Consider the following 20,629-nt stretch of genomic DNA (forward strand, 5'->3'; position numbering starts at 1 on the left):
TGGCTTTTAAATCAAGTGACAAGGCAAGAACGGGCGGATTTTGTGCTTAGGCGATTGGGGCAATTGTACCCGGATCCGCCCATACCGCTGGACCACTCAGATGCTTTCACACTGCTGGTGGCGGTTTTGCTCTCGGCGCAATGCACGGATGTGCGCGTTAATCAGGTCACGCCGGCCTTGTTCAAGTTGGGCGGGACGCCGCATGAGTTGGCTGCGGTACCGGTGGAGGAGATCGAATCCATCGTGAGGCCTTGTGGCCTGGGGCCTCAAAAAGCACGTGCGATCAAGGAACTCTCCCGCCTTCTTGTGGCCGGGCATGAAGGGCAGGTGCCGGCCTCGCTTGAAGCTCTCGAAAAACTCCCCGGAGTCGGCCACAAAACCGCCCAGGTGGTCATGGCGCAGGCGTTTGGGGAGCCTTCTTTTCCTGTGGACACGCACATTCACCGGCTCGCACAGCGCTGGGAACTGACGCAGGGCAAGTCAGTGCTTCAGACTGAGCGGGATCTAAAAAAGCTGTTTCCTCGTGATGCTTGGAACAAGTTGCATCTTCAGATCATTTATTATGGACGTGAGCATTGCACCGCCCGGGGCTGCGATGGAACGGTGTGTGAAATCTGCCGCGTCTGCTTTCCCGCCCGCCAACGTCCTAAGCGGACACGCAAAGCATAAAAAAGCCCCCTGTCGGGAGACAGGGGGCTTTCGTGTCTTGAGGTGTGGTTGAACTTATTACCAGCGCAGACGCAAGGAGGTGCGGAAAGCACGGGTGGCGTCGCCAAAATCGGCCCCAATGCCGATGTCGAACATCGGCAGCACCCGGAAGTAGGTGGAGATGTCGATCATCTTGCTGTCATACTTGTCCGCGCTGCTGACGGTGACACCTGCTTGCACTTCCATGAAGTCCAGAGGCATGAAACGCAGCGCAGGGCGGACATAGATCGAGCCGTCGCTGAAACTGAGGGTGGAATCCGTAGCGCGGAGGCTGGTGTAGTTCAAACCGGCCTCGGCAATAAAGGTGAGTTTGTCCGAAATGAGCGATGTGTGAAAGCCCGCCCCCGCCTGGATACTGGCAAAGTCGTAATCGGCATTCCTCGCCCCGCCCACATTGCCACTACCGCCCGGGCCGCTGCCCCAGGATGCGCCGACTTTAAGATACAGGGGATTGAAAAGCGCGACAGTCAGCGCACCTCCGATCGTGTGAGCGCCATCAAGATCCTTCTGTTTCGGGTCAACGTAGCGGTAAAAAACTTCCAGATTGTTGAAGTTGATCATGTTGGGGCCCGCTTTGGCTCCATAGCTGGCGGCATTTGGGGGAGGCGCGCTGTAGGCACCGGTTCCCTGCGGAGCGTAGGAAGACATGGCTCCGGGCTGAGGGGCGGTGGCATAAGGGTCGGCGTAAGGCGGAGGTGCCGTGACTGCCGGAGTCACCGAAGGAGGTGGTAATGAGTTGGGGTAGGCGGGCACCGTGGTTGGAGGTGGTGCGCCATAACCGGGCGGCGGGACCCCCATCACTCCGTAGCCAGGAGGAGGTGCTCCTTGGCTGAACGCTGTTTGGCAAAGTGCTACGCTGAAGAGCAAGATGCTGGAAAGGATGCTTTTCATGGCAAACAAGGGAACTATTGATTATTTAGATAACTTAAATAATCTCTCAAATCAATAGTTTCGGCAAACCTTTTTTGCGATTTTGAGATTTCGACTCCTAACAGCAGTTACAGGCATGAAGCGACTCCCTCGAGAGCTTTGGAGATTTTCTTTCTATCTGGCTCCAACCCCGGCTCGAGGTATTCAGTGCTTCAGGCGCATGCGTAACAGCAATGCCACCAAGATCGAGCCGACCACAAGGCCGCTGATGCCCACAGTGCTGCTGATGTTGTTTTTTTGAGGTGAGGGCGTCTCTCTGGGGGCAATCGAAACAACCTCCGGGGCAGCCTTGCCGGTTGCCTTGGCAGGTGGAATGGTCGCAGTTAGCCCGGATGCGGCTGAATTGGCGGTTTGGAGCGCTTTTTCCCAATCCACATTGAGGAGGATATCCCACCCCGGGTTCTCATTTTTCATCCTGCAGGAGCAGCGGCCGACGACAAACATGCTGACTTCCTCCAGGGTGCGGTCATCGAGTTGAGCCAGCGGCCAGGCACCCAGCACCCGGCCGCGTCCAAAGACGGCGGCGGCGAAGTTCGTGCCTGCCGGGTCGATTTCCCCTTTGGGGCCGGCCAGCATGCGCAGCAGCAAGGCCTCCGCCGGATCATCCCGCCTGACGCGCAAAGTGGTGAATTTGAGCTTGAGGCATGGTCCGGGGCCGAGCTGGCTGTCCGGGTCGTTGGGATCCTGAATGGGCAGCGAGGCCACTTGTTCCAGGAACTTGAGGCGTTTTTCGACTCGTTCCACCTCCGCCGCGTCCAGCGGCGCCCCGCTATCGGCGATGACCCAAATGATCGAATCTCCAGCGAGCACCTGTTGGATGATTTTCCGGCGCGCCGGTGAATCCAGCACGGCCTCCAGCGCCGCTTTGTCGAGGCGTCCCTGCCAGAGCGGCTTCTCGCCACCACGCGAGTCATTCAGCAATGCCTCCGTCAGTGTCGCATCACGGGCGGTCGTGATGTCGAGGTTCGCCTTGCCGTTGGCCCGCAGTGGGCGCAGCAGGTCCTGCAAAGTCGCGTCCTGCGAGGCGCTGGCGGGCAAAATCAGCTGAAACCGGTCCGCCTCCCATCGGTCGAGGGCGTAGCGGAACACCGGGATGGTGCAGCACTCCGCCGCGTGGGCGGTGAGCATGAGAAAACCGAGGATCAATGGCAGTCGCAAAAACACGGCGCTCATAAACGCGCATCCGCCGCATTCTTTGCGGCTAGTTCCGTCCTGCTTCGCTTTCCCATTCCATGAGGCGTGTCCGGCCGCCGTCAAAGGCGCGGACTCATTCCACGGCCGCCTCAAACGAATCCGGCGTCGGCGCGTTCTTCGCGATCCACGCCAGAGCCTCTTCCTTGGTCTTTACCGTGCCTTCGAGCTGGAGGGTTTGGATCGTGGTCAGCAGGCGGCCCATGGCCTTGCCGGCATGCCAGCCGAGCGCGATCAAATCCGCGCCGGTGATGAGACGTGGCGGCAGCAGGGGCTCGTTGGCGAACTCCTCCTTCTTCGCGAGCAGGAACTCGTAATTGTCCGTGAAGCCGTTTGAGCCGAGGCAATCGACGCGGTGCAATGCCAGTTCGTCATCAAAGGACGGACGCGCCATGAAGCGGCGCAGCGTGGCAGTGCGCATCTTTTGCACGTTCATGAAGGCCATGTGGTTCTCCACCGCGGTCACCGTGGGTTCGATGACGTCGTTCGGAAATTTCATGCGGCGCATGATGCCGCCGGTCATCTCAGCGCCGAGTTTGTCGTGGCCGTTGAAGCGGATGCGGCCGGTCTCGTCGCGTGTTTGGGTGGCTGGCTTGGCGATGTCATGCAGCAGCACGCTCATCACCAGCGGCAATGAGGCCTCGGCAGGCAGCAGGCTGAGCATGAGGCGCGTATGCACAAACACATCGCCCTCCGGGTGCCACTGCGGCGGCTGCTCGCAGCCCTGCAGCACGAGGATTTCCGGCAGGAACTGCTCCATGAGGCCGCTGTTCACCAGCAGGTCGAATCCGCGCACGCGGTTCGGGCTGAGCATCGTCTTGATGAATTCATCGCGGATGCGCTCGATGCTCACGCTCTTGATTTTCGGGGCAAGTCCGCAGATGGACTCCCATGTGGCATGCTCGATGTCGAAACCGAGCACGGTGGCAAAACGAACCGCGCGCAGCATGCGCAGATGGTCCTCCTCGAAGCGGTCTTTTGCCACGCCGATGGCGCGCAGCAGACCCAAGCGCAGGTCGTTCTGACCGCCGACATAGTCGATCACTTGCTCCGTCAGCGGATCGAAGAAGAGGCCGTTGACCGTGAAATCGCGGCGCTGCGCGTCCAGTTCCGGTGTGGAAAACGTCACGCTGTCCGGTCGTCGGCCGTCGCTGTAACTGCCGTCGCTCCGGAAAGTGGCCACCTCGACATGGACGTGGTTCAGGCGCACGATCACCACGCCGAAATGCGCGCCGACCGTTTGCGCGCCGGGAAAGAGCTTCACCACTTGTTCCGGCGTGGCGCTGGTGGCCACGTCGTAGTCCTTCGGCTCGCGGCCCAGCAGCATGTCCCGAACGCAACCGCCCGCCAGCATCGCCGTGTGGCCTGCCTGCGTGAGTTTTTCGATGATCTGGACGGCGGTTTTCCGCATGAGGCCGACCCTTCAGCGTTCAGGGTTCGATGTTCAAGGTTCAATGTGCCGTCTCTGTCATGGCTTGGAGAGCAACGGTGGATTTCTCCTGTTCAAATCGTGGTCTCGCGTTACACTCGCGGCCCCGATCGCCATGGACCCCCTCATTGAACTGCTACGCAACGACTCCAACCGCACGCACAAGGACATCGCCCTGACTCTGGGCATCTCGGAATCCGAGGTCGCCGCACGCATGGCCGCGGCGGAGTCTGATGGCGTGATTCTGGGATACAGCGCCGTGGTGGACCGCCTCAAGGCGGGGGATCGTCGTGTCACGGCCTTGATCGAGGTTCGCATCACGCCGGAGCCGAACGGCGGCTTTGACCGCCTTGCCCGCCGCATTTCAAAGTTCGACCAGGTCCGCGAATGCTTCCTCATGAGCGGCGGTTATGACCTTGCCGTGGTCGTCGAGGGCAAGGACCTGCTCGACGTGGCGAATTTCGTGGCGGAGAAGCTCAGCACGCTTGGTGGGGTGCTCAGCACGGCCACGCGCTTCCAACTGAAGGCCTACAAAGAAGGCGGCTTCCTGGTGAATGCGGACGGCGATGAAGTGCGCCTGCCCGTCAGTCCGTAATTTTTGCCGAGGAAGACCCGCCAGATGGACTACGACAGCAAACTTTCCACCGTCATCCGTGATCTGCCGCGCTCCGGCATCCGTGATTTCTTCGAACTCGTCATCGGCCGCAGCGATGTCATCTCCCTCGGTGTGGGCGAGCCTGACAAGCCGACCCCGTGGCCGATCCGCGAGGCCGCGATTCGTTCCCTCGAAAAGGGAATGACGAGCTACACCTCGAATCTCGGTCTCGAATCGCTCCGCATCGCGATCAGCGAGTATGTGACGAAGCATTTCCGCGTCACCTACGACCCGAAGACGGAGATCCTCGTCACCGTCGGCGTCTCCGAGGCGCTCGACATCGCCTTCCGCGCCGTTTTGAACCCCGGCGACGAAGTCATCTATCACGAGCCCTGCTATGTGAGCTATTCACCGAGCATCAAGATGGCCTACGGTGTGCCCGTGGTCGTGCAGACGCGTGAGGAGAACGAATTCGCGCTCATGGCCGCCGATGTCGAAAAGGCGATCACGCCGCGCACGAAGGTCATCGCGATGAACTTCCCCACCAATCCCACCGGCGGCATCATGCCGCACGAGGAGCTGGAGAAAATCGCCGCGCTCGCGGTGAAGCACGACCTGCTCGTTTTCACCGACGAGATTTACAGCGAGCTGCTTTACGACGGCCGCCAGCACAAGAGCATCGTCGAGTATCCCGGCATGCGGGAGCGCACCGTGCTGCTGCACGGCTTCAGCAAGGCCTTCGCCATGACCGGCTGGCGTCTCGGCTACGCTTGTGCTCCAGCGCCTTTGCGGGAGGCGATGATGAAGATTCATCAATACTGCATGCTCTGCGCCCCCATCATGAGCCAGGTGGCCGGCCTGGAGGCCCTCAAGATGGGCGAGACCGCGTATGAGGACATGCGTCAAAGCTACGAGCAGCGCCGCAATCTCATCGTCAGCCGCCTCAACGGCATGGGCCTGCACTGCTTCAATCCCGGCGGCGCGTTCTATGTCTTCCCGGACATCCGCAGCACCGGCCTCACCAGCAAGGAGTTCGCCATCCAGCTCTTGCAGAAGAAAAGCGTCGCCGTCGTTCCCGGCAGCGCCTTCAGCAGCGCCGGTGAGGGCTTCGTCCGCTGCTGCTACGCCACCGCCCCCGAGCTCATCGCCAAGGCGATGGATTTGATGGAGGAGTTCGTGAACGAGGTGCGCGCAAGCAAGACCTGATCACGCCAGCCGGAACAGCTTCTTCGAGTTCTCGAAGAGTATTTTGCGCTCCACGGCCTTGTTCGGCGCGAGTTTGCGGATCGCGGCGAGGGTGGCGGCGCCCTGGCAGCCGGGGCCGCGGCCGAGGTGGTCGGCACAGTCGCTGCCGTAGAGGATTTTGTCCTGGTGGCGCTGGAAGAAGGCGGTGGTGTGCCCCTCGTCGCGGGTGAGGGCCAGCAAGCCGCTGCCCGCGGACATGTCGGCGAACATGTTCGGATAATCGGCGAGGTAGCGGTCGGTCAATCCGCCGGGAGTGACCTTGCCCTTCGGGTAGTTCACTTTCTGGTCGTGGTTCTTGTCGATGTTGCCCCAGAACGCCTGTGCGTGGCCGATGAAGTTTGTTTTCGGGAACTTCGCCAGCATCGTGTAAAAGCGGTCGTAGCCGAGGTTGTAGGTCTGGTGCTGGAAATGCAGCAGGATGGGCACGTTGTAGGCGGCGGCGAGTTCGTAGAGCTTCTGGCTTTCGGCGGAGTCGCATTCGACGTTGAACTTCTGCTCGGCGATCATGCACGCGCCCTGCTTGAGCCACGTCTCGATCTCCGCCGGTGCGGAGCCGAGGTCGGTCACTTCGTTGCAGGCCCACAGATAAGCATCCGGACGTGCCTGTGCGAAGTCGCGCGCCCACGCGGTGCCGACGCACTTCGCGGCGAGGCCGTTGGAGCGGCCTTCATGCGTGGAAGGGCGGTTCACATAGGTGCCGGAGGGCAGGATGATCGTCTTCGTCACGCCCATGGCCTTTTGATGCAGAACGAGATGCTCGTCCGTTCGCAGGTGGTAGTTCATGTGCTGGTGGATGTCGATCACCGGCTCCGTGGCTTCGGTTTGAGCAAAGCTGCGCGTGGCGAGCGCGCCGATTCCCGTGGCGATGAAACTGCGGCGTGAGGTCATGAACCAACTACGCCATTGATGGTGCGATGTTGCGCGCGCAACGCCGCAGCCGCTCAGCTTTTCAGCCCGCGTGTGTCCGCCAGCTTGGCTCCGGCGAGCTTGATGCCGCTCTGGTTCGCACCGGTGAGGTTCGCGGCGATGAGATCCGCGTCGGTGAAGTCGGCGTCGCTCAGATTCGCTCCTTCGAGGTTCGCACCGGAAAGATCCGCGCCGCGAATGTCGGCACCGCTGAGATTTGCGTTGCGCAGGGACACCCCGCCGAGATCCGCGCAGCTCAGGTTGGCACCGCTGAGGTTGGCGCTGTCGAGATTCGCTCCGCTGAAGTCCGCGCCGGAAAGATTGGTGCCTGCGAGGTTCGCCTTCGTGAAAGTGGTGCCGACAAACTGAGCTTTCGCGAGATTGAGGTCGTTGAGCGTGGCTCCGGCCAGGTTCATGCCGGTCTCATCGAGCTTGCGGCCGCTTTTGCCTCCGCTTTCGAGCCATTGCGTGTGCGCGAGGAGTTCTTCGTTGGTGATGCTGGCCATGGGGCATAGAAAACCCGGTTCACGATGCCGTAAACCGGGTTTTCAGACTTGTTTCGTCACAGATGCGCGGAAAGGCAGCGCGTCATGCCTTCACCGCCGCGACGATTTTCTGCGCGGCGTCGGTCAGGTCGCTGGCACTGGTGATCTTCAGACCGCTGGCGGCGAGCGTGGCCTTACCGGCCTCGACGTTGTTGCCTTCGAGACGGACGACCAGCGGAATGCCCAGGGAAACCTCCTGCGCTGCGGCGATGATGCCGGTGGCGATGATGTTGCAGTCCATGATGCCGCCGAAAATGTTCACCAGGATGCCCTTCACGTTTGGATCGCCGAGGATGATCTTGAAGGCCGCGGTGACCTGCTCCTTCGTAGCGCCGCCGCCGACGTCGAGGAAGTTCGCCGGCTCGCCGCCGTGGAACTTGATGATGTCCATGGTGGACATGGCGAGGCCGGCGCCATTCACGAGGCAGGCGATGTTGCCATCGAGGCCGATGTAGTTCAGGCCGAACTCGCTCGCGGCGACCTCACGCGGGTCTTCCTCGGTCTTGTCACGCATCTCGACGACGTCTTTCTGACGGTAGAGGGCGTTGTCGTCGAAGTTGAACTTGGCGTCGAGCGCCACGACTTGGTTGTCCTTCGTCACGGCCATCGGATTGATTTCGACGAGGGAGCAGTCGCTCTTGAGATAGAGGTTCCAGAGGGCGGCGAAAAGTTTGCCCGCCTGGCCCGCGAGGGCTCCGCGCAGGCCGAGCGCGGCGGCGACTTTGCGGCACTGGTAAGGCTGGAGCCCGAGCGTGGGGTGGATGAACTCCTTGATGATCTTCTCCGGTGTTTTTTCGGCCACTTCCTCGATGTTCATGCCGCCCTCGGTGGAGGCGATGATGGCGTGGCCGCTGCTGCCGCGATCAAACAGGATGGCGAAGTAGTACTCCTTGGTGATATCGACCGACTTCGCGATGAGCACCTTGCTCACGAGCTTGCCGTCCGGACCAGTCTGGTGGGTGACGAGGGTCTGGCCGAGCATCTTGCCCGCGATCTCCTGCGCCTGCTCCGGTGTGTCCACGACATGCACGCCGCCCTTGAAGCCGTTTTTGAAGGTGCCTTTACCGCGGCCGCCGGCATGGATCTGGGCCTTCACGACCAGGCCCGGGCCGCCGATCTCACGCGCGGCCTTGCCCGCTTCCTCCGCGGTGCTGGCAACAATGCCCTTGGGGCTGGCGACACCGAACTTTTCAAACAACTGCTTGGCCTGGTACTCGTGGATGTTCATGGGGGAGAAATGGGGAGCGCGATAGTAGAAGCGCGGCATGAAGCGTCAAGGCGCATTCCCCGGGAATACCGCGCTTGTTTTGCCGGCGGGCCTGCGGCATATCGCGGCGCATGCGAATCGACGTGGTGACACTCTTCCCGGAGCTGGTCTCGGTCCCGATGGGGCTGAGCATGATGGGACGCGCACAGGAAAAGGGCATCCTCGACCTGCGCGTGCATGATCTGCGCGAGCAGGGGCTGGGAAAGCACCGTCACGTCGATGACACGCCGTATGGCGGCGGGCAGGGGATGGTGATCCGCCCCGAGCCGGTGTTTGAGACGCTGGACAAGATCGACACGCCCGAGGCGCGAGTCATTTACCTCTCACCGGCGGGGAAACGCTTCGACCAGGCCATGGCGCGGCGTCTCGCCGCCGAGCCGCATCTGATCTTTCTTTCGGGGCATTACGAAGGCGTGGATCACCGCATCATCGAGCACTGGGTGGATGAGGAGATCAGCCTCGGAGACTATGTGCTCACGAATGGAGCCATCGCCGCCGTGGTGGTCATGGATGCCATCGTGCGGCTGCTGCCGGGTGTTTTGGGGGATGAAATGAGCGCGGTGGAGGAAAGCTTCGGTGCCAGCGGCCTGCTCGAAGCGCCGCAGTACACGAAGCCGGCTGAATACCGTGGTCTGACGGTGCCGGAGGTGCTTCTCAGCGGCAATCACGCCAAAATCGCCGACTGGCGCGCGCAGCAGGCGCTGGAGCGGACGCGTACGAACCGCCCTGATCTGCTGTGAATCTCCAGATACATGGGACGATGACATTTCGTTTGACGATCTCCCACGCTGCACGCTAAATAGGGCCGCGCAGCCTTAACGGCGCAGCGCAACGGTGAGGTGGCTGAGTGGTCGAAAGCACATCTTTGCTAAAGATGCGTAGCCTTAACAGCTACCGAGGGTTCGAATCCCTCCCTCACCGCCATATTCATCCAAGTGTTGGATGAACAACCGGAGGGTGGCTGTTTGTGAATGAGCGGCTCCCGGAGGCGAGCTCCAATTTGGCCTTCAGCTAGCAGGACAAACCCCGGTGACACAAGCATTGCGAACTGTGCTTCCATCACTCTCTGCCAAGGTTCAGCATGTCTCCGGCGCGAGGCTGGAAAGCAACTGCACGAGCCAGGAACGCCGCTGGCGGGGCAGATGTGCAACGTGGACGTGACTGCTTGATGACTTGGCTAGGCGCGTGCGTGACGGTCACTTGACCGGCTTTGCCTTGAAGACGCTCTCTCCGACGATCTGGAGGAGGGCGGTGCGGGTCATGTAGAAGATGTCGGGGTCGCCTTTGATCTGGCCGTAGTAGAAGGCGGTCTCGGCATTCGGCTGGGTGGGGGAGAAGTGGATCTCAACTTCGCGCACAGGGCCGTCGGCGCGGCCGGGCTCGCCAAGAACGATCTGGATGGTGAGGAAGGGGTTTTGCAGGGCCTGGAGGGCCTCGCTGCGGTCGGCGGCCCAGTCCTGGACGGTGAAACGGGCGAGGTTGCCGGCGAGCTGGTCGGCTTTGACGCGGTCGATCTCCTCGGTGACATCACGTCCGCCACGGGTGGCCTTCCACTGGGCGGTGACGGGGTTGTAGTCCAGTACGACGGGGGCGATGGCGCCGTAGGCGAGGCTGATGCGGCGGAGGGCGAAGGTGGTGAAGCGAAGAGCGCCGAGGCCTTTCCATTTGATGCCGTCGGTGGGCAGGGAGGGCAGGAGGGAGGCGTCGATGCGGTAGATGAAGGGCTCGTGCTCGTATTTGGCGAAGAACTGGGTGCTTTCGGCATTGTGGCCGAACATGAGCTTCACGGGCTTTTCCCGCGACGGGGTCCAGGTGATGGTCTGGAAGGGATCGGCGAGGCCGTAGGGAGTGAGGTCGGCAGCGGTGTCGGCGGCGAACTGGATGATTTCGTGGGTGTTGAGGGCGTTGAGGCAGCGGGCGACGCGCTCGCCGTTGGCAGGGTCCCATTTGCCGTGGCGCTGGAGGAACCAGGAACCGCCTTCGTTGCGGAGGTTGATCTCGGGATGGGTCTTGCTGGTGAGGGTGATGAATTCGAGCTTCTCGCCGTCGATCTGCGCAAGGAGGTGGTCGCGCAGGGCGTTCGGGGTGACCCATAGGCCGAGGAGGTTTTTGGCCGCGACGGTGAACGCGGAGGTGCGGTAGGCGGAGGTGGCGGAGGTGATGGCCTGCTTGGCGTCGGCGGGTTTTTTCAAGCTGAGTGCGTAGCTTTTGCCGCGGGTCTTGGATTCGATGGTGATCTTGATCTCATCGGCGGGCGCGGTCTGCGCCGTGTCGTCCTTGGCGGAGCCGCCGCTGCCGTTAGCGGCCTTGTCTTTCGCCTCGGTGATTTCGATGTTGAGGAGAGTGGAGAGCAGCTCGGTGATGCGCTCCTTGCTGCCGCGTGTCTTGAGGGGCTTCTCGAGCATCCAGGGGGCGTGCTCGTTTTCGCGGGCGAGGACGATCTGGCCGGAGGCCTGGGTGAGGGTGATGCCGGTGATGACCTCGGCGGGGAGGCGGAGGAGCTTGGGATCACGCCAGGAGGCGGCTGGGATTTGCAGGACGTCGGGCGCCCCGCTTTTGGCAAGATACCAGGCGTTTTCGCCGGTTTTGGCGTCTGGGATGCCGATGTAAACGCTGTTTTCAATGACGGCGGGGGAACCGAACCAGCACTCATGCACGACGGTGTCGCCGGAGAGCAGACGGACCTTGTGAAGGGGCGTGTCGAGCCCGGTTTTTTTCCACTCGTTGTTGTCGAACTCCTCGCGGTGGATGCGCTCGATCCATTCGACGCCGTCGAGGGTGAGGATGAGGGCGGCGACTTTCTGCGGATCGGCCAGATCCTTGAAAGGGGCCTCGATCTGCCAAGCGTTGCCGTCGCGCACAAGGGTGAGCGGTGTGTTGTCCGCGTTGAGGACCTCGACGCGGGTGACTTTTTCCTTCTCGAAGCGGGAGGGGCCGCGCTTGATCTCGCGCAGCTCCTGGGCGGAGGGGAAGTAGCGCTCGATGCCGAGGATGATGGCGCCGAGAGCGGCGACAAGCAGGAACAAAAGAAGTGTGGTGCGTGCGCTCATGCGTCAAAACCAGTTCAGGCGGACCGGCGGCTCGCCCAGACCATGAAGCCAAGGCCGAGGACGATGCCGGGCAAGGTGATCGAGGTGATCCAGAAAATCAGCTCGTGCTGTCTTTTGGTGAGCTGGATGCGATAGGAGCGTTTGGGCTTGGAGCCGATGCCGATGCGGCTCTCGCGGTTCATGAGCCAGTTCAGGCCAGCGGAGACGAAGTCGCGGTTCACGGCGAGCATGGTCTGCTTGTCGAGCAGAGTGGAGTTCGAGACGACGACCATGCGGGAGCTGTCCGCGCGGAGGCTTTCATCACTCACGATACCGCGCTCAATGCTGGCAGCCACGTAGATGGGCGGGATCGTGTCCTCCTCATCGACGATGGGCAGCTCTTCGAGATACTGCCGCTCGCCCCAGTAGCGGGGCGAGGCGCGCATGAGCGGCTGTAGGGTGATGGACTGCTCCTTGAGCGAAGGATCCTGCTCGTCCCGAAGCTCGAGGGACTCCGACTGGCCCGCGAGGGTGATGGCGGAGGATGCGAGATGGCGGGTGAAGGGGACTTCCTTCATGAACTCGGCGAGGACGGTGAATTCCTTCCGCGCGCCTGTGCTGGTGCTCTCAGCGAAAATGACGCGGTCGCCACGCGGACGCACGCCGTTGGCGGTGAGGAAGGCGTTGAGGCGGCGGGTCTCCCCACCAGGATCGAGCATGACGAAGATGCCCGCCCGTTTGCGCTTCCAGTAGTCGTCGAGCATGGTGATCTCGCGCTCGGAAAGATCATAACGGGGGCCGAGAATGAGCAGGCCGTCGGCGTCATCGGGCATGCGGTTGATTTCGGAGAGGTTGACCTGGGCGACCTCGAAGTTCTGCTGCTTCCCGAGATCGATTGCGGCGGTGTAGGCGTCGCTGAGCGCGGCATCGGAACGGCTGCCCTTGCCGACGAGATAATAGAACCGGCGGACGCGTCCCTCGACGACGGAGATGAGCGCGGAGCTGATGGCGTCCTCGCCGCGAAACTCGATGATCTGCCGGTTGGTGCTGGTGCCGGACTCACGTACAACGAGCTCCTCCTCGGTGATGAAACGTTTGTTCACCCCGCAGCGCAGGAGAACGCCGTTTTGAGCGAGGGAGAGGCCGGTGTCGGCCTTGAGCTGCTCGGCGCGCTCGATGTCGCGCACGGGGTCGATGGAGCGTACCTTCACACGCTGCCTGCCGTGCAGGCGGTATTCCTCCAGCAGGGACTGCACTTCACCATAGACCTTGGAGTCACGTCCGAAGACGATGAAGATCTGCACGTCACGAGAAAGGCTGCCGAGATAATTCAGGGTCGCCGGGCTCAGCGTGTAGTCCTGGCTGGGGCTGAGGTCCCACCGCCAGTAATGCCGCCAACTGAGGCGGTTCACCCCGGCGAAAAGCGCCAGCGCGAGGATGATCTGGACGGCGACATTGACGCCGATGCCGTAACGCCGCGGCATGTCGAGAGCTTTGGCGGGCGGCTGCGCGGCGTTGGGTGGCTGGGCGGAATCCGGCATGGTGCTGAAAGGGAAATGGCAGTCTTCACGGACGCCAGCGACGGAACTCGACGACGTGATGGGTGAAGGTCAGGAACAGAAGCGACATGCTCAAGTAATAAACCAGCGCCCGGCTGTCGATCAGTCCCGCGGTGAAGATGCGGATGTGTTCCGTGGCAGCGAAGTAGTTCACGATGTCCACGATGGTGTCGGAAAGCTTGCGGCCGACGACCATGACAAAGATGCCCAGCAGGAAATGCAGCAGGCTGAGGGTGAAGGAGATGATCGCCGCGACGATCTGGTTCGCGGTGAGAGAGGAGGCGAAGCAGCCGACGGCGAGGTTGAACATGCCCATCACCATGAGGATGAGATAGGCTCCTTGCATGGCCCCGGCAGGCACCTCCACCTGGCCGGCCGTGATCCACTGGGCGAACTTGAAATTGAACAAGCTCGGCAGCCACAGCACGCCATAGACGATGACCGAGGCAAGGTACTTCGAGCCGACGACCTGCCAGGCGCGCACCGGGGCGGTGAAGAGCGTCTCCAGTGTGCCCATCTTCTTCTCTTCCGCAAAGAGGCGCATGGTCAGCAGCGGGAAGATGAAAAAGTAGGACAGCCAGAACCACATCGCGTGGAAGGTCCAGCTCACGATGGAGCCCTCGCTCGGCGCGCTCTCCAGCACGGAGAGCGCGGCGCGGAATGCGAAGCCGTTCAAGATCATCACGAGCGCGAGGACCACATAGGCCACGGGCGAGACAAAGAAGGCGTGCAGCTCTTTTTTGAGCAGAATCCAGAAAATCCTCATAGAACGTGGGTGGGGATGTCGGTGGGGACGCCTGCGTTCATAGACAACTCAACGAAGACATCTTCGAGGTTCGGGAGCTGACGGTGCATCTCCCGGATACGCCATTTCTGCTTCATCGCCAATTCCAAGACCGCGTCCCGGAGGTCATGTCCCGGCTCGACGCGCAGCGTGAAGCGCCGCCAGGGCTGAGCGATCACCGGCTCCTCGGTGGTTTTGCGCACGCCGGGCAGGGCGGCGAGTTTCTCGGCCAGATTGCCGGGACCGTCGATCTCGAGGTGCAGCAGCGTGGTGGAGCGGAGCTGGCGGGTGAGGTTTTCCGGCGTGTCATTGGCCCGCAGGCGGCCCTGGTGGAGCATGATCACGCGGTCGCAGGTCTGCTCGACCTCCTGGAGGATGTGCGTCGAGAGCAGCACGGTGTGCTTGGATTTGATGCTGCGAAGGAGATCGCGCACCTGGCGGATCTGCACGGGATCGAGGCCGTTCGTCGGCTCGTCGAGGATGAGCAGCCCGGGCTTGTGAACGAGCGCGTCCGCGAGCGCCACACGCTGACGGTAGCCCTTGGACAGATTGCCGATTAGGCGGCGGCGCATGTCAGAGATACCGGTGAGTTCCATCACCTCGCCAACACGACGTCGCATGGCGTGGCCGGAAAGCCCCTTCAGCTCGGCGCGGAAACGCAGGTATTCCTTCACCTTCATCTCCGTGTAGAGCGGGGCCATCTCCGGCATGTAGCCCACGGACTGGCGCACCTGGATGGACTGGTGAAAGACATCGAAGCCTGCCACGCTGGCCCGGCCGGAGGTGGCGGGCATGTAACCGCTCAAGATCCGCATCGTGGTCGATTTTCCCGCGCCGTTCGGCCCCAGAAATCCGACGATCTCCCCCGGCTCCACCTTGAAGGAGATGTTGTTCACCGCAGTGCGTCCGGCATACTGCTTGGTGAGGTTTTCGACATCGATCATGACGGCTGGGAGATCTGGGGAAGGGAAATGAGAGGGCGGAAATTAAAGCCTATGCCCGCCTCCCTGACAATTCGCAATCAGGCATTCGCAAAAATGATGCCCGTCCTTCAAATGACCGGATTCGCCGTCCTGCGCCCGCTATTTCCCCGCCTCACGCGTGCCGCTGCCCTTGGGCATCTTCATCAAGGAGTCGCCCAGTTCCGCGCGGATTGCCGTGGCGTGCTTCTGGAGCTTCGCGAGCTCGGCGGGATGCTGGTTCGCAAGGTTCTTTGACTCGCTGATGTCGGTGTAAAGATCGTAAAGCTCCGGCTGCTCGATCGTCTGCTGCTTGTATAGCACTGGAATGCCGTTTTTCGCCTTTTCGGTGACACCGGCCATGCTGCGATATTTGTGCGGGAGTTGCAGCTTCCAGCGCCCGTCGCCGCTGGTAATGGCCTGGAGCTGGTTTTGCTCGTAATAGAAGGCGTAGAAGTCATGCGGGTTCTTCGCGTCGGGCGCGCCGCTGACGATGGGCCAGCAGTTGAGGCCGTCGATCTTGTGTTCCGGCAGCCTGGCTTCAATGACGTGCGCGATGGTGGGCAGAAGATCGATCGTCATCATCATGGTGTCCGTGGTGGAGCCAGCGGGAATCTTGCCGGGCCACTTCATGATGCCGGTGACACGCGTGCCGCCCTCCCAGCAGGTGCCTTTGCCTTCGCGCAAGGGGCCGGCGCTGCCGGCGTGGTCGCCATAGCTGAGCCAGGGGCCGTTGTCTGAGGTGAAGATGACCCAGGTGTTGTCTTCGAGACCGTTTTTTTTGAGCGTGCCCATGATCTGCCCCACGGACCAGTCCACCTCCATCATCACATCACCGAATAGCCCCTTGCCGGACTTGCCTTTGAACTTGTCGCTCACAAACAAGGGCACATGCACCATGCTGTGCGCCAGGTAGAGGAGGAATGGCTTGTCCTTGTTCTTCTCGATGAATGTCACGCCGCGCGCGGTGTAATCGGTGGTCAGATGGGTTTGATCCTCCGGTGTGATTTCCTCATCGACGACATGGTCGTTCTCGACCATCGGCAGTTTCGGATACGCGCCCGGTTTTGCCTGCGGGTGGTAGGGCCACATGTCGTTCGAGTAAGGAATGCCGTAGTACTCGTCGAACCCGTGCTCCACGGGCAAAAACTGCGGCATGGAGCCGAGATGCCACTTGCCGACCGCGGCGGTGGCATAGCCTTTTTGCTTCACCAGTTCGGCGACGGTCATCTCATCCGCGTGGATGCCATGTTTAGCCGATGGCCCGAGGGCGCCGTGCATGCCGACGCGATTGGGGTAGCAGCCAGTCAAAAGAGCGGTGCGTGAGGCGCTGCAGACTGGCTGTGCGACGTGGAAATTTGTGAACTTGCGCCCGTCCGCTGCCAGCTTGTCGATGTTCGGGGTTTGGTAGCCCTGCGCGCCAAAACAACCGACATCCGCATAACCCATGTCATCCATGAAGATGATCACGATGTTGGGTGCCATCGCGGCGTGAATGCTGGAGACAAGGGAGAACAGAAAGAGGGTGAGGCGCATCATGATCACCATCAACGCCGCCATCCGCTCAAACCTTCCCATGGTTGCGGCGTTCACGCATTCAGGAGAAAGGAGCGCGAGTAAAACAAAGAACGGGCTTGTGTTCTTCTGCACCATCAGCGGGGTGGCCGCCGCAGGTGCGGCAGGTGGCGTCACGAAGGGAAATCAGGCTTTTTCCGCTTGCCGAATGAACACATGCCTCTATGATCCGCGTCCTTCCCGGACAGAATTAGCGTTTTTCGGCGAGAGTGGGGTCTTCCCCGCTCTTTTTTGTCTGGTGGCATCACGAAATTTTATGATCAGCGAACTTAAAGCCCTTTTCGACTACTACGAGAAAGAGAAAGGAATCGACCGCGGCAAGATGGTCGAGGCCCTCTCGCAGGCACTGCTCGCCGCCTCCAAGAAAAGCATCGGTCCCGCGCGTGAGCTGCGCATCGACATCGATCCTGACAAGGGCACGATCAAGGCCTTCGCCAAACTGCTCGCAGTCGAAACCGTGAGCAATCCATGGGAAGAGCTGCCGCTGGCCAAGGCGAAGAAGTTTAAAAAGGACGCCGTTATCGGTGACGAGATCGAGATCGAGGTCACGCCGAACAACATGGGCCGCATCGCCGCGCAGACGGCGAAGCAGACGATGCTCCAGCGCCTCCGCATGGCGGAGAAGGAGAACCTCTACGACGAGTTCAAGGACCGCACCGGAGACGTCGTCAGCGGTGTGGTGCGCCGTTTTGAGAAGTCGGATGTCGTGATTGATCTCGGCAAGTTCGAGGGCGTCATGACCTCGAAGGAACGCGTGGCCACCGAGGACTACACCCCAGGCGACCGCATGCGCTTCTATGTGAAAGCGGTGGAGAAGGACAGCGGTCGCGGTCCCGAGATCATCCTCTCCCGCGCTCATCCGAACTTCGTGCGCCGCTTGTTTGAGTTCGAGGTCAGCGAGATCGGCGACCGCACCGTGGAGATCGCCAGCATCGCCCGCGAGGCCGGCTACCGCACAAAGGTGGCGGTACACAGCGCGGACGAGAAAGTCGATCCCGTTGGCGCCTGCGTCGGCCTGCGTGGCGCGCGTGTGAAAAACATCGTGCGCGAACTGAACAACGAGAAGGTGGACATCATCCGCTGGAAGTCCGATCCCGCCGAGTTCATCCGCGAGGCTTTGAAGCCCATCAAGGTGCTCACCATCCAGGTGAACGCTGAAAAGAAGGAGGCGCGCCTCACGGTCAGCGAGGAGGATTTGTCGAAGGCCATCGGCCGTCGCGGCCAGAATGCCCGTTTGACCTCCCGCCTCGTGGGCATGGATCTGATCATCGAGAAAGACCAGCACGCCGCCGAGGTCTTTGAAGGCCAGATGGGCAGCGCGGTGCATCATCTCGTGGACGCTCTTGGGATCAACGAGGAGACCGCCCGCCAGCTCACCGAGGGCGGCATGGGCGATCTCGCCACGCTTGCCTCCGGCGTCGATGTGGACGACATCACCGGCGTTCTCGGCGGCAACCGCGAGCTTGCCGAGCAGATCTTCGAAAAGGCGAAAGCACACGCAGCTCCTGCAGGGGAGTAGTTCTTGTGCCGCCATGAAAGCTTCCCCGAACAACCCCAACACTTCATCCCAGCCAGCCAGCCGCTCCGCTCGTCCGATCCATTTTTCTCATGCCCAGCAAGTCCTCATCCTCCAAACCGCACAAGCCCGAAGGCGAAGAAACGCCTGAAGTCGACGTGCATGCCGAAAGCGCCAAGCCCAAAAAAGCGGCCAAAAGCAAGGTGCTCTCGCTGATTGAAGAGGAAAAACCCAAGACTCGGAGAGCCAAGGGCGCCACAGAACTGCCCCCCTTGGGAGCCACGAAAAAGCCGGTTGTTGAAGAGCCTGTGAAGGATGAGCCTCCAGCGCCTGCCAAACCCACACTGGACGAGCGCAAGGCTGCCGCGCTGAACTTGTTCGAGGACGACGACAAACCAAAGGTCCGCCGCCGTCCTGCCGACGCCGTCCAGCAGACCGCCCTGCCGCCCATCTCGCTGCTCAAAGAAGATACCACTCCTAAACCGATCGTTCCCATCGTACATGCGCCGCCAGCCGAAACTCCGGTGGCCGAGTTTGAGGTCAACGAGAGCGGTGAGAAGGTCATCCATCTGAAACAGCCGATCGTGGTGAAGGACTTGGCGGACAAGATGGGCCTGAAGCCCTTCAAGATCATCTCCGACCTCATCGCCTTCAAGGTCTTCGCCAGCGCCGAAAAGGCCATCGACATCGAGATCGCTGAAAAAATTTGCGAGAAGCACGGCTTCAAGCTGGAGCGCGAGAAGCGTGAGAAGGGGGCCGGCGTCCACAAGGTAGAAGAAGTCATCGTTGAGCCGGTGGCGCAGCCCGTCGAGGAGGTCGCGGTCGAAAAACTCGAGCTGCGCGCCCCGATCATCACCTTCATGGGACACGTTGACCATGGCAAGACCTCTCTGCTCGACGCGCTGCGCAAGACCCAGGTCACCGCCGGCGAGGCAGGGGGCATCACCCAGCACATTGGCGCGTATTGCATCTTCCACGGCGGCAAGCCCATCACCTTCATCGACACGCCCGGCCACGCCGCCTTCTCCGCCATGCGAGCACGCGGCGCCAATGTCACTGACATTGTCGTGCTGATCATCGCCGCGGATGACGGCATCATGCCGCAGACCAAGGAGGCTCTCGCCCATGCCAAGGCCGCCGACGTGCAGCTCATGGTCGCCATCAACAAATGCGACCTGCCCACCGCGAACGTCATGCGCGTGAAGAGCCAGCTTCAGGAGATCGGCCTCGCGCCCGTCGATTGGGGTGGCGAGATCGAGTGCATGGAAGTCTCCGCCAAAACCGGTCTCGGTCTCGACAATCTCCTCGAAACCATGGCCCTCCAGGCCGAGGTGCTTGAGCTGAAGGCCGATCCGAAGGCCGATCCGCGAGCCACCGTCATCGAATCCTCCATGGTCGCTGGCAAGGGGCCTGTCGCCACCGTCATCGTCGGCCAGGGCACACTCAAAGTCGGCCAGGCATTCATTTGCGGCCCATATTGGGGCAAGGTGAAAGCGCTCATCAACGACCGTGGCGAAAACATCAAGGAAGTCCTCCCAGGCATGCCCTGCGAGGTCATCGGCTTCAGCGACATGCCCCACGTCGGCGACGAGGTCGTTGTGATGAAAAACGAGCGCGATGTCAAAAAACTCAGCGAGGAGCGCCTTGCGGATATCCGCCAGAAAAAACTCACCGTACCACGCCGCAGCACGCTGGAGCACCTCTTTGCCAGCATCGAGGACAGCAGCAAGAAAGTGCTCAAGATCGTCCTCAAGTGCGACGTGCAGGGATCGGTCGAGGCCATCGCCAAGTGCCTCACCGACATCAAGAGCGACAAGTGCAACCTCGACATCCTGCACAAGGAGGTCGGTGCCATCAACGAATCCGACGTGCTTCTCGCCAGCGCCTCCGACGCCGTCATCCTCGGCTTCAACGTCAAGGTGGAGAACAAGGCTCTCACCACCGCGAAGCGCGAAGGCGTCCAGGTGAAGCTCTACTCCATCATCTATGAGCTCATCGACCAGGTGAAGGAGGCCATGGCCGGCCTGCTCGACCCGATCACCCGCGAGAAGATCCTCGGCCACGCTCGTGTGAAGCAGGTCTTCAAGGTGCAGAAAGGCTACGTCGGCGGCTCCGTCGTCACCGATGGTGTCATGCTCCGCAAGCAGCGCGCCCGCGTGCTGCGTGACGGCCAGGCCGTCTATGACGGCGGCTTCGAGACCCTCCGCCGCTTCCAGGACGAGGTTGGCGAGGTCCGCAACGGCCTCGAATGCGGCATCAAGCTCAACGGCTTCTCCGACTACGAGGAAAACGACGTCATCGAGTGCTACGAGCTCGAAAAGATCGCCCAAACACTCTGATGGCAGACATTCGCAGTTATCGGTCACTGTTCTCGGTGGCCGAACCGCGAAC

17 protein-coding genes and 1 tRNA gene are annotated in these 20,629 nt (G+C 61.4%); 7 read left to right on the forward strand and 11 right to left on the reverse strand.

The features are described from left to right. Positions 1-15 precede the first annotated feature (15 nt). Complete coding sequence (nth, locus tag ACILSE_RS15870) at positions 16-669, forward strand: endonuclease III (protein ID WP_395718395.1); 654 nt, start codon at positions 16-18, stop codon at positions 667-669. A gap of 57 nt (positions 670-726) precedes the next feature. Here the strand turns inward: nth and ACILSE_RS15875 are convergent, their stop codons facing one another. The 3 genes from ACILSE_RS15875 to ACILSE_RS15885 form a co-directional block, all read right to left on the reverse strand. Beyond that, positions 727-1,356, reverse strand: coding sequence for a hypothetical protein (locus tag ACILSE_RS15875; protein WP_395718396.1), 630 nt, complete (start codon positions 1,354-1,356; stop codon positions 727-729). 426 nt (positions 1,357-1,782) lie between these two features. Next, a complete protein-coding gene (locus tag ACILSE_RS15880; protein WP_395718397.1) occupies positions 1,783-2,766 on the reverse strand; it encodes a hypothetical protein in 984 nt (327 codons plus the stop codon). Positions 2,767-2,905: 139 nt separating this feature from the next. Then, a complete protein-coding gene (locus ACILSE_RS15885; protein WP_395718398.1) occupies positions 2,906-4,240 on the reverse strand; it encodes a CCA tRNA nucleotidyltransferase in 1,335 nt (444 codons plus the stop codon). Between the two features lie 133 nt (positions 4,241-4,373). Here ACILSE_RS15885 and ACILSE_RS15890 point away from each other — a divergent pair, with 133 nt between their 5' ends. Beyond that, entirely contained in the window at positions 4,374-4,853 is a 480-nt protein-coding gene (locus tag ACILSE_RS15890) for an Lrp/AsnC family transcriptional regulator (RefSeq protein ID WP_395718399.1), read from the forward strand. A 24-nt stretch (positions 4,854-4,877) separates the two neighbouring features. Further along, positions 4,878-6,059, forward strand: a complete 1,182-nt coding sequence (locus tag ACILSE_RS15895) for an aminotransferase class I/II-fold pyridoxal phosphate-dependent enzyme (RefSeq protein ID WP_395718400.1) — start codon at positions 4,878-4,880, stop codon at positions 6,057-6,059. Here ACILSE_RS15895 and ACILSE_RS15900 read toward each other — a convergent pair whose 3' ends face one another. The 3 genes from ACILSE_RS15900 to sucC form a co-directional block, all read right to left on the reverse strand. Beyond that, on the reverse strand, positions 6,060-6,986 hold the full coding sequence (locus tag ACILSE_RS15900; RefSeq protein WP_395718401.1) for an amidohydrolase family protein: 927 nt from the start codon (positions 6,984-6,986) through the stop codon (positions 6,060-6,062). Positions 6,987-7,039: 53 nt separating this feature from the next. Further along, positions 7,040-7,510: a pentapeptide repeat-containing protein gene (locus ACILSE_RS15905; RefSeq protein ID WP_395718402.1), complete on the reverse strand. Its 471-nt coding sequence runs from the start codon at positions 7,508-7,510 to the stop codon at positions 7,040-7,042. An 82-nt stretch (positions 7,511-7,592) separates the two neighbouring features. Beyond that, positions 7,593-8,777 carry an ADP-forming succinate--CoA ligase subunit beta gene (gene sucC, locus ACILSE_RS15910; RefSeq protein ID WP_395718403.1) on the reverse strand — a complete coding sequence of 395 codons (1,185 nt, stop codon included), beginning with the start codon at positions 8,775-8,777 and terminating at the stop codon, positions 7,593-7,595. Positions 8,778-8,887: 110 nt separating this feature from the next. Here sucC and trmD point away from each other — a divergent pair, with 110 nt between their 5' ends. Beyond that, a complete protein-coding gene (gene trmD / locus ACILSE_RS15915; protein ID WP_395718404.1) occupies positions 8,888-9,556 on the forward strand; it encodes a tRNA (guanosine(37)-N1)-methyltransferase TrmD in 669 nt (222 codons plus the stop codon). 93 nt (positions 9,557-9,649) lie between these two features. Continuing rightward, positions 9,650-9,740: transfer RNA gene (locus ACILSE_RS15920), tRNA-Ser, on the forward strand. A gap of 272 nt (positions 9,741-10,012) precedes the next feature. Here the strand turns inward: ACILSE_RS15920 and ACILSE_RS15925 are convergent. The 5 genes from ACILSE_RS15925 to ACILSE_RS15945 all read right to left on the reverse strand — a co-directional run bounded on the left by ACILSE_RS15925 (position 10,013) and on the right by ACILSE_RS15945 (position 16,839). Beyond that, positions 10,013-11,866, reverse strand: coding sequence for a DUF4340 domain-containing protein (locus ACILSE_RS15925; RefSeq protein WP_395718405.1), 1,854 nt, complete (start codon positions 11,864-11,866; stop codon positions 10,013-10,015). A 14-nt stretch (positions 11,867-11,880) separates the two neighbouring features. Continuing rightward, positions 11,881-13,386, reverse strand: coding sequence for a Gldg family protein (locus ACILSE_RS15930; protein ID WP_395718406.1), 1,506 nt, complete (start codon positions 13,384-13,386; stop codon positions 11,881-11,883). Between the two features lie 25 nt (positions 13,387-13,411). Continuing rightward, on the reverse strand, positions 13,412-14,170 hold the full coding sequence (locus ACILSE_RS15935; protein ID WP_395718407.1) for an ABC transporter permease: 759 nt from the start codon (positions 14,168-14,170) through the stop codon (positions 13,412-13,414). Next, a complete protein-coding gene (locus tag ACILSE_RS15940; RefSeq protein WP_395718408.1) occupies positions 14,167-15,132 on the reverse strand; it encodes an ATP-binding cassette domain-containing protein in 966 nt (321 codons plus the stop codon). Before ACILSE_RS15940 ends, ACILSE_RS15935 begins: the two co-directional genes overlap by 4 nt. 138 nt (positions 15,133-15,270) lie before the next feature. Beyond that, positions 15,271-16,839: a sulfatase gene (locus ACILSE_RS15945; RefSeq protein WP_395718409.1), complete on the reverse strand. Its 1,569-nt coding sequence runs from the start codon at positions 16,837-16,839 to the stop codon at positions 15,271-15,273. Between the two features lie 139 nt (positions 16,840-16,978). On the opposite strand from ACILSE_RS15945, the gene nusA reads away from it, so the two are divergent. Next, on the forward strand, positions 16,979-18,241 hold the full coding sequence (nusA, locus tag ACILSE_RS15950) for a transcription termination factor NusA (RefSeq protein ID WP_395718410.1): 1,263 nt from the start codon (positions 16,979-16,981) through the stop codon (positions 18,239-18,241). Between the two features lie 89 nt (positions 18,242-18,330). Continuing rightward, the gene (gene infB / locus ACILSE_RS15955) at positions 18,331-20,577 is read left to right on the forward strand and encodes a translation initiation factor IF-2 (protein ID WP_395718411.1); all 2,247 of its coding nucleotides are present in this window, start codon (positions 18,331-18,333) and stop codon (positions 20,575-20,577) included. Positions 20,578-20,629 lie beyond the last annotated feature (52 nt).

This window comes from Prosthecobacter sp., assembly GCF_044236155.1.
Lineage (GTDB): Bacteria > Verrucomicrobiota > Verrucomicrobiia > Verrucomicrobiales > Verrucomicrobiaceae > Prosthecobacter.